We start from the raw sequence: 12432 nt of genomic DNA on the forward strand, positions 1-12432 counted from the left end.
CTGCCCGCGCGCCCCACCGCTCACGTGTCACCTCCCACCGCGTACACCAGCGACAGCCGCCCCATCAGCGCGCCGCCCGCCTGCGCTTCCGCCGACACGCCCCAGTGGTCCGTCAGCAGCACCCGACCCCTCAAGCCGAAGGAACCGACGATGCCGCCGCCCCGCCCCCGCAGCCCGCCCACCAGGCCGTCCTTGCGGTGGTCGTAATAGAGCATCGCCTCGCCCCTGAACGGCCCACCCCGCCCCAGCCACACGCCATAGCCAAACGTGTAGAGCAGTTGCCCGTGCAGGTTGTCGTCCGCCACCGGGCCTGGATAGACGTAGCCCTGGTACGACAGGCCCACGCTGCCCTCCGCGAACGAACCGGCCATCCTCGGGCTCAGGCGTGACATCGCGTAGCGGCCCCGCAGCGACAGCTCCCCGCCGCCCACCGTGAAGCCCTCCGTCGGATAGCGGTGGTACGTCGCGAAGCCCTCCACATCCAACGCCGTGCCGTCCCCGCTCCCCAGCGCCTGCTCCGGCGCGCCCCACAGCCGGTACGCCGCGCCCGCGCGGATCCACGTGTTGCCCTCGTCCGGCGCCAGCCGCGCCGTCGCCTCCAGTTGCACCGCCTCCAGCCGCGCCACCACCCCCAGCGCGAAGAAGTTCCGGTAGTCCGCCGTCGCGTCGCTCACGCGCTGGTAGCCCAGGTCGAACTCCAGCGGCGGCAACGTGGACGGCACCTTGCCCTGCCCCAACCCCGGCGAAATCACCCCGTACAGGTTCGCCAGCATGGACATGGAGAACAGCCCCGCCCCCGTCAGCGTCACCGCGTACAAAGGACCGATGGTCCGCCGCGACGCCCCGGTGAGCGCGATGGGCACCAGCCCCGCGCCAATCAACCCCAGCCCCACCGCCTCCACCGTGAAGAGCTGCTTCGCCGTCGCCGTGTCCCCCGCCGCCCACGCCCCCGCCCCGTGCAGCAACAGCCCCGGCACCACCGCCACCACCACCGGCAAGGCCTTGAACGGCGGGAGCGGCGCCTCGTCCTGCGTCAGCCGGACGCGGGGCTCGGACACCCGGCCTCCACTTCGCGACGGCACGTCTTCTTCCAGGGAACCGGACCGCTGGAGCTCACCGGCCTCCGCGTAGACCGGCACGCCGCCGCTCCGCTCGGGCGCCACCACCGGGCCGGACTCGTCGGCGGACGCCGTGGGCACCGGCCGGGGCACCGGCTCCTTCAACACCCGGGCCATCACCTCCGGCGGCACCACCGACGCCCGCGAACCCTTGCGCACCGGTATGTCCCGGGGCACGTCGCTGCCGCCCAGTTCGGGACTGCTCGCCAGCAACTGGAACGCGGACAGCCACCCGCCGTCGTCCTGCGCCCGCGCGCTCCCAGGGGCCAGCATCAGCCCGAGCGCCACCGCGAAGGTGGCCGCTCCATTCCGTACCGGGCGCGCTTGCCCCATGACCGTTGTCTCGCTTCCCTGGAGGCGACCTTCCCGCCGCCTCCATCCCGACCCGAGGCCCTGGATGGCGCAGGTGATAACCCCGCCCCGGGGAAGCGCTGAAGGAAGCACCGTGAAGAAGTGTGAACCGGCGCAACAGCCCACCTCACACCCACCGCCCGCCCACCCTGGACGTCCAGTCATTTCCACGGGTTGTCACAACCCACCACGCCCGCCTGCCCCGCTTTCAGCACCTGGAGCGAAATCTTCGCATGCCATGCGAGCGCGCCCGGGACTTTCAGGCGAAGGCGAGTATGCTCGGGCTTTCCCCTTTACCGGCCAAGTCTGATCGCCCGTGGCAGAGCCCAGTCCCCAGCAATTCGGCAAGTACGTCCTGGTCTCCAAGATTGCCGCGGGGGGCATGGCCGTCACGTATCGCGCGCGCCTGACGGGTGCGGCCGGCGTCACGAAGCCGTGCGTCATCAAGCAGATCCTCCCGCACTTCGTGGACGACCACGACTTCGTGGAGATGTTCATCAGCGAAGCGCGCGTCGCGGCCGGCCTCACGCACGGCAACATCGCGCAGATCTTCGACTTCGGTGAAGTGGACGGGCAGTACTTCATCGCCATGGAGCTGGTGCACGGCCAGCCCCTGTCCAAGGTGCTGCGCCGCGCGGCCCGCGCCGGGGTGGGCTTCCTGCCGCAGCCCCTGGCGCTGCACATCGCCAGCAAGCTGTGCGAGGGCCTGGACTACGCGCACCGCCACGTGGGCGAGGACGGCCAGACGCTGGGTCTGGTCCACCGCGACGTGTCCCCCGACAACGTCCTCATCTCCTACGAAGGCGAGGTCAAGGTCATCGACTTCGGCATCGCCAAGGCGACGAGCGCCGTCGAGGCCAAGACGTCGCCGGGCACGCTCAAGGGCAAGTACCCGTACTTCTCCCCCGAACAGGCCCGGGGACAGCAGGACCTGGACGCGCGCACGGACGTGTACGCCGCGGGCATCGTCCTCTATGAAATGCTGTGCGGCCGGCGCCCCTTCGAGGGCGAGTTCGTCACCGTGCTGCCCCGCATCATCGACGGTGACTGTCTGCCTCCGTCCGCCATCAACCCGGGCGTGGGCGAGGACCTGGAGCAGATCGTCGCGCACGCGATGGCCGTGGACCGCGAAGCGCGCTACCAGACGGCGAAGGACCTGAGCGAATCGCTGGTGGAGATGCTCTACCGCGACACGCCGCGCTTCACGCCCACGATGCTGAGCCAGCTCATGGCGTACCTCTTCGCGGAGGAGCTCACCGCGGAGGGGCGCAAGGTGGAGCTGCCGCCCAGCTTCAAGGACCAGCTGGCCGCGTGGCAGTCCCCCTCGTCGGAGCCGTCCCAGGGCCGCGCGCGGATGCCGTCCAGCAACGGCCGCGCGTCCAGCCCCGGCGTGTCCCGTCCGTCCAGCCCGGGCGTCGTGTCCCGTCCGTCCAGCCCCGGCGTGTCCCGTCCGTCCAGCCCCGGCGTGCGCTCGCCCAGCGCCTCCGGCGTGCGCCCCACCCCCACGAGCGAGGGCGGCACGCGCCGCACCGGCCCCCAGGCCACCGTCGTGCGCAAGAGCGCCCCGGGCACGCGCCGGCCGGGGACCGCGGGCGGCCCCCGCGAAGTCACCGGCACCGGCCGCCGCCCCCTGCCGCCCGAGCTGCCCCCGGAGCCCGACACCGACTCCGGCCTGGTGCCCACGGCGATGCCGGTGCTCCCCACGTACGCCGCGCCCCGCGACACGCCGGTGGAGACGCCCGCCGTGGCGGAGCCGGAGGTGGAGGAGGACAAGCCCGCCGTCCGCGTGCGCACCACCGTGGACGAGGCCCGCGAGAAGCTGGCCACCGAGGACGCCGAGCGCGCCGCCAAGCGCGTGAAGCAGGTGCGCGCGCTGAGCCTCGGCGTGTTCGTCGTCACCGCCGTGGTGCTCTTCATCGGGTTGCTGGTGCACCTGGTGTCGCCGCCCGAGGTCTCCGTCGAGGACTCGGGCGCGGTCGCCATCCTGTGGATCACCTCCAAGCCGGAGGGGGCCGCCATCGTCGTCAATGGCATCAACTCCGGCACCACGCCCAACCGCGTCCTGGGCGCGGACGTGCGCACGCCGCACACCATCGTCATCACCAAGCCGGGCTACCGCGCGTGGACGCGGCGCTTCTCCCCCAACCAGGCGGAGACCCATCTCAAGGCGGAGCTGGAGGTGGCACCCGGTACCACCCAGATGGTGTCGGCGATTCCCACCACCGACATCGACGCGGGCTTCCCGTCCTCGGACGTGGGCTCCGTCGTCGCCGCGGCCGGCGTGGACGCGGGCCTCCTGGATGAGGATGCGGGCATCGCCATCGCAGGGGATGCCGGGGAAGCCTTCGCCGCGCTCGACGGGGACGCAGGCACCGCGGACGACGGGGGCACGATCGCCGCCGCCGCCACGGACAGCCCGGCCGAACCTCCGCTCGAGGGCGTCGAGCGCGAGATGCGCGTGGTGGACTACCCCACGCGCCTGCTGGTGCTGCGGCCCATGTACAACGCGCTGCCGGTGACGGAGTACCCGGCGGCCACCATCGACGTGGCCCCGGGCACCGGCTACTCGGTGTGGACCGAGGGCAGCGCGGCGTTCGCGGACGGGGATGGCACCGCGTCCGGAACGCTCATGTACTACGCGGAAGGGGAGCTGCCCGCCGACAACGCCGTGGGCGTCATCAGCTCCGCGCCCCGCACCCTCAAGGGCGCCAAGAAGCTGCACTTCTTCGTGTTGGACGACACCGGCGCCGAGGACAACCGGGGCACCATCCGCGTGCACCTGCGCCAGTCCGTGTACGTCCCGCCGCGCTCGGTGCTGTTCGACGCCCAGAAGAACGCCTTCCAGGTGAAGCCACGGCACCAGATGTTGCTGCGAGGCATGGACCCCAAGTCCACCTACCTCATCACCGTGCGCGACGACTTCGCCGAGGTGCGCAGCGGTGGCCAGGGCCGCGTGAAGACGGTGCTGTGCATGGAGAAGGGCCGGACGCCGGAGGACGTGCGCCGCTCGCACCGCCTGTTCGAAGCGGGCAAGCGCTACCAGGTGACCGGCGTGCAGGACCTGCGCTGCGTCTTCCCCGACACGAACCTGGGCGACAACAAGGGCGCGCTCGACTTCGACATCGTCGACGTGACGAACTTGTCCCGCAAGGAGCGCGCCGAAGCGCTCAAGGGCGCCAGCCGCTCGGAGCGGTAGCCTCCCTCCGGACAGCCGGACAGACGGGCCCCTGCTCACGGGCCCGCCCGGCAGGCAGGCTTCAGCGACACCCCGGGTGAGCCCCCTGACGCGCTGCTCCCGCCACGGACGCAGTGCCTACCCTCACGGACATCCGCTTCTTCTTCACGGGAGTCCGCTCATGATGCCTGTGCTGTCGTCGACGGGGCTGGTCCTTCACAACCTGGGGCTCGCCGCCGGGTTCGGCGGTTCCCTCTTCGGGAAGATTGCCCTCAACCCGGCCGTGGCCGTCATCGAGTCGCGCGAGGCGCGAGGCCAGGTGGTGAACGCCGCCTGGAACGGCTTCAACATCGTCAACGCGGCGTCGGTGGGGCTGGCGGCCATCACCTGGCTGGTGGGCCGCTCGCGGCTGACGGGCCGGGAGATTGACGGCACGACGCGCGGGCTGGTCATCGCCAAGGACGTGTTGCTGGGCGCCACCGTGGCGCTGGGCGCGGCCAACATCGTGGGCGGGGCCTTCCTGGCGAAGCAGGCGCCCGAGGGCGCCGTGCCTTCGGAGACGGGCCTGACGCCCACCGCCGGCACGCCCGAGGCCGCCGCGAAGACGATGAAGGCCTTGGACGTCGGGGGCATCGTGAACATCGTCACCATGGCGGGCGTCATCGCCGTCACCGCCATCCTCAACATGCGCGCGGGCACCTCCTCGCGCTGGTCCCTGGTCTCCAGGTTCCTTCCGTAAGAGCTCCCGGGGGCCGCCGCAGTCCGCCGCGGCCCGGCTCGAAAAGGATGGGAAGGGCACGTGGGCGCGGAGCCGAGAAACGGCACCGGGCCCACGGGTCTTTTCCCCCGGGGCCCGGCGCGGACTTCACAGGGACGTCAGGCGGACGCTCAGATGTCCAGGTTCTGCACGTCCAGCGCGTTGCGCTCGATGAACTCGCGGCGCGGCTCCACCGCCTCGCCCATCAGCAGCGAGAAGATGTCGTCGCTCTCCACCGCGTCCTCCACCCGCACCTGGAGCAGCGTGCGCGTGAGGGGGTTCATGGTGGTGTCCCAGAGCTGCTCCGGGTTCATCTCTCCCAGACCCTTGTAGCGCTGCAGGCCCAGGCCCTTCTGCGCGTCCTTGCGGACCGCGGCCAGCACCTCCTGCACGGAGAACGCCGTCACCTCGCCCGCGTCCACCTGCACGCGGTAGGGCGCCTTGCCCAGGGACTGGAAGGCGTCGCGCAGGTTGATCAGCTCCAGGTACTCCGGCGACGACAGGTACGCGTGGTCGAAGACGGACTCCTTCATGGAGCCGTTCACGTCCGTGGAAATCACCAGCTTCTTCGTCTGGTGCTCCGGGTCCTGCTGCACGTCCTTGAGCATGCGGCCCACCACGTCCGGCATGCGCCGCTCGCAGTAGGCGCGCATGGCGTCGTACTCGGCCAGCACCGCGGCCTCGTCCGTGAGCAGCTCCGCGCTCAGCTTCGTCGCCTGCACCACCGCGTCCACGATGCGCGCGTCGCGGCGCTTGGCCTGCTTCTCCAGGCGCTCCTCGTAGGTGATGACCTTCTCCAGGAGCGCCTTGAACTCGCTGCCGCCCAGCTCACCGTTGGGCGTCTTCACCCGGGTGTGCTCCGCGGCGATCTTCAGGAGGTACTCGTTGAGGGCGCGCTCATCCTTGACGTAGATGTCCTTCTTGTTGCGCGTGACTTTGTAGAGCGGCGGCTGCGCGATGTAGACGTAGCCCCGGTCGATGAGTTCGCGCATCTGCCGGTAGAAGAACGTGAGCAGCAGCGTGCGGATGTGGCTGCCGTCCACGTCTGCGTCCGTCATCAGGATGATGCGGTGGTAGCGAGCCTTCTCCGGGTCGTAGTCCTCCGCCCCGATGCCAGTGCCCAGCGCGGTGATGAGCGTGACGATTTCGGCGCTGCTCAGCATCTTCTCGAAGCGCGCCTTCTCCACGTTCAAGATCTTGCCGCGCAAGGGCAGGATGGCCTGGTTGCGCCGGTCGCGTCCCTGCTTGGCGGAGCCGCCTGCGGAGTCACCCTCGACGATGTAGAGCTCGCTCTCGTTGGGGTCGCGGCTCTGGCAGTCCGCGAGCTTGCCGGGCAGACCGCCGCCATCCAGCACGCCCTTGCGGCGCACCGTCTCACGGGCCTTGCGGGCCGCGATGCGCGCGCGGCAGGCGTCGCCAATCTTCGCCACGACCTTCTTGGCGAGCGGCGGGTTCTCCTCCAGGAAGGAGGCGAGCTGGTCGTTCACCATCTGCTCGACCAGGCCCTTCACCTCGCTGTTGCCCAGCTTCGTCTTCGTCTGCCCTTCGAACTGGGGGTTGGACAGCTTGACGGAGATGACCGCGGACAGGCCCTCACGGGCGTCCTCGCCGGTGGGCGTCTCCTTCAAGTCCTTCCACTGCCCGCCCTTCTCCGCGTAGCTGTTGAGCGTGCGCGTGAGCGCGGACTTGAAGCCGGACAGGTGGCTGCCGCCCTCGTGGGTGTTGATGTTGTTGGCGAAGGTGAAGATGCGCTCGTCGTAGCCATCGTTCCACTGCATGGCGATTTCCAGCGACACGCCCTCGCGCTCCGACTTGATGTAGACGGGCTTGTCGTGCAGCGCGGTCTTCGCCTTGTTGAGGTACTCCACGAAGGACGCGATGCCGCCTTCGAACTTGAAGTCGTGCTCCTTCTGCGTGCGCTCGTCGCGGATGGTGATGTGCAGGCCGGCGTTGAGGAACGCCAGCTCGCGCAGCCGCTGGCTGAGCGTTTCGAAGTTGAAGTCCGCCGTCTCCAGGATGGTCGGATCCGGCTTGAAGTGGATCATCGTGCCGCGCTTGTCGGTGGTGCCCACCTCGCGCGGGGGGCTGTCAGGCACACCGCGCGCGTAGCCCTGCTCGTAGACCTTGCCGCTGCGCTGGATGCGGACCTTGAACCACTCGGCGAGGAAGTTCACACACGTGACGCCCACGCCGTGAAGGCCGCCGGAGACCTTGTACGCGCCGTTGCCGAACTTGCTGCCGGCGTGCAGCTCCGTGAGCACGACCTCCAGCGTGTCCTTGTGCTTGAACTTGGGGTCCGGGTGCGGACCCACGGGGATGCCGCGGCCGTTGTCCTGGACGCTGAGCGAGCCGTCCACGTGGATGACGACATCGATGTCCGTGCAGAAGCCGGCCAGGGCCTCGTCGACGGAGTTGTCCACGACCTCGTAGACGAGCTTGTGCAGCCCGTAGGTCATCGTGTCGCCGATGTACATGCCGGGGCGCTTGCGGACGGCCTCCAGGCCTTCGAGCTTGGTGATGCTGTCCGTCCCATAATCGGCTTGCGGCGCGGCCAGCGCGGCGCCGGTAGCGGGGGTCTTTTCCATGTGAAGCATGTCCTTGGGAAAGGCTGCCGTTGCGACAGGGCTGTGCCTGCTGTGCCTACCACCACCGGGCATCCCGAACAAGGTTCGGGAGCCCGCGCAAGGCTGCGGAAAGATTCATGAATCAGGCGTCGAAACGCGAGGGCGGGAGGCGGTCCTCCAGCGCCGCGACCAACTCTTCATAAACAGCCTTGCGGGCGAAAAGATGTCGCGTCACGAGCACCCTTCCCTCTTCCTTCAGAAAGAGACCGAGCACGCTCCCTTTGCGGCCGACCCGGCGCACGGAATCAATCTGTCCCCAGTGCAACTCCAGGTGCTTTCCGCTGAAGGGCCGGGCTACCCGCACGCCCGCGGTGTCCAGGGTGATGCCCCAGCCTTGGCGGGGGCGCAGGCGGTGGACGGAGACCAGGAAGGTGAGCATCAGGCCGGCGCTGATGCCGGCCCGCGCCATGGCGAGCAGCCCCCCTCCGCCCCGGTAGTCCGCCAGGGCCCAGGCGGTGAGGACGGCCAGCAGGCACGCCCCCAGGAAGAGGGCGATTCGGGTGGGGCGGGGATCAAAGGAGAAGAAGCGCTGGCTCATGGCGGGCGAGGGGTGGAACCTAACCCTCAGGCGCACGGTGCGCGCGTCCTTTCCTCCTCGGCTGTTCTTTGGCGGTCGCCCCCGTGTCTAGGCTGCCGGCCCGCATGACGGATGCCGAACTCACCTCGCGACTGCACACCAACCTCATCGCCTTCAAGGGCCTCCAGGCCGAACGCGGCGCGCTGCGCCACCTGCACCTCCCCGGCGTGGACGCGTTCGCCCTGCCCGCGTATCAGGATGCCCACTTCCAGCAGGTCCTCTTCACCCAGGCGGACGCGCTGGCCCTGGCGATGCCCGCCCTCCGGGACTTCTACCGGAGCCTGGGCCTGCCACGCTGGCGCATCACCCTGACGCCCGGGCAGAAGGACGCGAAGCACGTGCTGGCCGCCCACGGCTACCGGTTCGACTTCACCATTCCGGCGATGGGCGCCTGGCTGAAGGACCTGCCCGACGCGGAGCCCGGGGTGCCGGTGGAGTCCGTGGAGGACATGAGGGACCTGGTGGAGCTCAACGTGAGCGCCTACGGCGCCGAGTGGCGGGACATCCTGTCCCTCTGGCAGCGCCCGCCCCCGCGCACGGTCACCACGGTGGTGGCGAAGGAGGCCGGCCGGCCGATGTCCTGTGGCCTGGCGGTGGACGTGGCGGACACCGCGGGCGTGTACCTGGTGGCCACCCATCCGGAGGCCCGGGGCCTGGGGTTCGCCACGGCGGTGATGCGAGGGCTCATCGCCAGGGCCCGGGCGCGCGGGTGCACCGCCACGGTGCTCCAGTCCACCGCCGCGGGCCTGCGCGTCTACCGGCACCTGGGCTACCGCGACCTGGGCGAATGGGAGCACTGGGTGCCGCCGGCCGGCTGAGCGGCCTTCAGCGCAGCGCTTCCAGTTCCTCCAGCGTCTCCAGCACCTGCTGGGGCTCTCCGGCCCCCTGGAGCCGGTCCGCCAGCCCCCGGCCCGCGAGCCGGGCCACGTGCGCCAGCCGCATCAGCCGGGCGCGGCCCAGGTGTCCGTCCACCAACGCCACCACCAGCCGCAACGGCTGGCCGTCCGGGGCGTTCGTCTTCAGGGGCCGCGCCAGCGTCACCAGCGCCGCCACCGGGGCCGCGCCCGGGATGAACGCGTGCGGCACCGCCACGCCGTTGCCCACCTGGGACGGGGAATCGCCCTCGCGCCGGCGCAGCCCCTCCGCCAGCGCGGACGCGTCCTGGCTGGGCAGCGCCGACGCCAGCCTCCCTGCCACCACGTCGAGCGCGTCCTCGTAGTCCTCGCACGACAGCTGCACCACCACCCGCTCGGGGCACAACAGGGCGCCCAGGGGGGGCACGGGTTCATCACCGCGCGCCTCGCGCAAGGGGAACTCCGCGTCCAGGAAGGCCCGCACGCGCGTCAGCTGCGCGCCGGTGAGCTTGCGCCGCGCGATGTCCAGCAGCAGCGTCCCCGCTGCGGGCACGTCCTCCAGGTAGCCCGCGACGTAGGGGCTCACCCGGTTGGCCACGTCCATCAGCAGCGCCGGGGGCACGTCCAGCTCCCGCGCGATGGCCGTCAGCCGCTCCTGCGTGGGCGGCGCGTCCACGCCGTGCTCCACGCGGCTCAAGTACGCGCTCGACACTCCAATGCGCCGCGCCAGGTCGCGCAGGGACAGTCCCGCGTCGACCCGCAACAAGCGCAGCGTGGCCCCCAGGTGCATGGCGCCTAGCTCCGCGCCCCGACCACCTGGCCCGCGTCCGGCGTCGCGTCCTGCCGCGCCTGAGGCTCCGGGCTCCGGGCCAGCACCGGGGCCCCTTCCGGATGGCGCACGAGGAGCAGCGACCCGGGCGCGTCCCGCACGATGCGCTCGCGCTGCACGCCGAACAGCCGGTCTTCGAGGCCCCACTCGGCGCCCACGCCCACCACCACCAGGTCGTAGCCCGCCCGCGCCTCCTCCAGCGCCGCCTCCTCCGGAGAGGCATGGCGCACCACCTTGAGCTTCACCGCCGCGCCCTCGTCCGCGGGGAACAGCTCGTCCACCTGCGCCCGGCCCGTCCCCGGTCCCTCCGGCGACGTCACGTGCAGCACCGTCACCTCCGCGCCGGCCTGCTTGAACAGCCGCCGCGCGATGCCCAGCGCCGCCCGGTCATGCCGGCTGCCCACGAAGGGCACCAGCACCCGCCGCACCTGCGTCAGGCCCCGGTCCACCAGCACCGCCACCGTGCCGGTGGACTCCTGCATCACCTCGTGCACCGTGCCACCCAGCACCGTCTGGCTGAAGAGCGGCTTGTGCCAGCCCAGCAGCACCAGGTCCGCGCGCTTGGCCTGCGCCGTGCGACAGATGTCCCGCGCGGGCTCCGACGACACGAACGACAGCGTGCGCACCGACAGCCCCAGCTTCTCCGCCCGCCCCAGGAGCGGCGTCAGCGCGCTGCCCGAAGCCCCCGTCACGGCCTGGGCATCCTCCGCGCGCGCCTTGAGCGCCCGGTCCGGCGACAGGAGGTGCAGCGCGTACAAGCTCGCCTCGTTGCGCTCACCCGACAGCGCGCGCGACAGCACCGCCATGCCCGGCCCCGCCTGCCCGTGGGACACGCACAAGAGCACCGTGTACGCGGACGGGGTCTGCGCTGGGCCCGCCGTCTCCCGCGCCAGCTGTTCCATCTGGTCGCGCGCCTGCTCCTCCGGCGGATACATCCACTTGAGCAGCGGCGACGTCACGAACGTGGTCACCAGCGCCATGATGACCATCATCGTGAAGAGCGTGGGGGAGATGACGCCCAGGTCCAGGCCCAGGTTGAGCACGATGAGCTCCATCAGCCCGCGCGTGTTCATCAGCACGCCAATGGCCCCCGCCTCCCGCCACCGCAAGCCCGTGACGCGGGCAGCCACCGCGCTGCCGCCGAACTTGCCCAGGCACGCCAGCAGGATGATGACCCCGCACGTCACCCACGATTGCACGGTGTCCAGCAGGCCAATCTGCGTGCGCAGGCCGCTGAAGGCGAAGAACACCGGCAGCAGCAACACCACCGTCACGTCCTCCAGCTTCTCCGCCAGCGCCGTGGCCAGCCCCCCCTCCTTGGGAATCACCGCGCCGAAGAGGAACGCGCCGAACAGGGCGTGGATGCCAATGCGCTCCGTGGTCCACGCGGACGCGAGCAGGAGCAGCAGCGTGACCGCCACCACGTTCTGCGTCAGGCCCTCGCGGCTGGCCACGCGCGCCCCCAGCCGGGCGAGGAACGGCCGCACCAGCACCAGCATGAAGCCGATGTAGAGCACCGCGAACAGCGTCGTCATCCCCGCCTGCGCCAGGCTGGACGCGCGCACCAGCGACACCACGAAGGCCAGCAGGCACCACGCCGTCACGTCGTCCACCGCCGCGCACGCGATGGCGATGGCGCCCAGCTTCGACTGCATCAGCCCGCGCTCGGTGAGGATGCGCGCCAGCACCGGGAAGGCCGTGATGCTCATGGACACGCCCATGAACAGCACGAACGACGAGAACGGCACCGAAGGGTCCGACAGCGACTTGTACAGCCACAGCGCGCCCGCCACCGCCCCCAGGCCGAAGGGCACGATGATGCTCGAGTGGCTGATGACCACCGACGCGTGCCCCCGCCCCTTGAGCAGCTTCGGGTCCAGCTCCAAACCAATGAGGAACATGAAGAGCACCAGCCCCACCTCGGCCAGCATCTTCAGGAACGGCATCGAGTCCGCGGGGAACAACCACTGCAACGTCCCCGGCGAAATCAACCCCAAGAGCGACGGGCCCAGCGCGATGCCCGCCACCACCTCCGCGATGACCAGGGGCTGGCCCAGCCACCGCGCCCCGCGCCCTATCAGCCGCGACAGGCCGATGATGACGATGAGCTGGACCAGGAGCTGGGCGAGCATGTGGGTATTCATGGG

8 protein-coding genes are annotated in these 12432 nt (G+C 70.6%); 3 read left to right on the forward strand and 5 right to left on the reverse strand.

The window, feature by feature from the left end; translation table 11 throughout:
- Positions 1 to 20: 20 nt before the first annotated feature.
- Entirely contained in the window at positions 21 to 1451 is a 1431-nt protein-coding gene (locus tag OV208_RS04695; RefSeq protein ID WP_267572586.1) for a hypothetical protein, read from the reverse strand.
- A 334-nt stretch (positions 1452 to 1785) separates the two neighbouring features.
- On the opposite strand from OV208_RS04695, the gene OV208_RS04700 reads away from it, so the two are divergent.
- Positions 1786 to 4665 (forward strand): protein kinase domain-containing protein, encoded by a 2880-nt coding sequence (locus OV208_RS04700; protein WP_267572587.1) that lies wholly within the window; start codon positions 1786 to 1788, stop codon positions 4663 to 4665.
- 160 nt (positions 4666 to 4825) lie between these two features.
- Positions 4826 to 5383, forward strand: coding sequence for a hypothetical protein (locus OV208_RS04705; protein ID WP_267572588.1), 558 nt, complete (start codon positions 4826 to 4828; stop codon positions 5381 to 5383).
- A 149-nt stretch (positions 5384 to 5532) separates the two neighbouring features.
- Here OV208_RS04705 and gyrB read toward each other — a convergent pair whose 3' ends face one another.
- Both gyrB and OV208_RS04715 read right to left on the reverse strand, forming a co-directional pair.
- Positions 5533 to 7986 carry a DNA topoisomerase (ATP-hydrolyzing) subunit B gene (gyrB, locus tag OV208_RS04710; RefSeq protein WP_267572589.1) on the reverse strand — a complete coding sequence of 818 codons (2454 nt, stop codon included), beginning with the start codon at positions 7984 to 7986 and terminating at the stop codon, positions 5533 to 5535.
- A 121-nt stretch (positions 7987 to 8107) separates the two neighbouring features.
- Entirely contained in the window at positions 8108 to 8563 is a 456-nt protein-coding gene (locus tag OV208_RS04715) for a hypothetical protein (RefSeq protein ID WP_324291347.1), read from the reverse strand.
- Positions 8564 to 8667: 104 nt separating this feature from the next.
- Here OV208_RS04715 and OV208_RS04720 point away from each other — a divergent pair, with 104 nt between their 5' ends.
- On the forward strand, positions 8668 to 9420 hold the full coding sequence (locus tag OV208_RS04720) for a GNAT family N-acetyltransferase (protein ID WP_267572591.1): 753 nt from the start codon (positions 8668 to 8670) through the stop codon (positions 9418 to 9420).
- Positions 9421 to 9427: 7 nt separating this feature from the next.
- Here OV208_RS04720 and OV208_RS04725 read toward each other — a convergent pair whose 3' ends face one another.
- Both OV208_RS04725 and OV208_RS04730 read right to left on the reverse strand, forming a co-directional pair.
- Positions 9428 to 10246 carry a helix-turn-helix domain-containing protein gene (locus OV208_RS04725; RefSeq protein ID WP_267572592.1) on the reverse strand — a complete coding sequence of 273 codons (819 nt, stop codon included), beginning with the start codon at positions 10244 to 10246 and terminating at the stop codon, positions 9428 to 9430.
- 5 nt (positions 10247 to 10251) lie between these two features.
- Entirely contained in the window at positions 10252 to 12429 is a 2178-nt protein-coding gene (locus OV208_RS04730; RefSeq protein ID WP_267572593.1) for a cation:proton antiporter, read from the reverse strand.
- Positions 12430 to 12432 lie beyond the last annotated feature (3 nt).

This window comes from Corallococcus sp. bb12-1 (assembly GCF_026626765.1).
GTDB lineage: Bacteria > Myxococcota > Myxococcia > Myxococcales > Myxococcaceae > Corallococcus > Corallococcus terminator.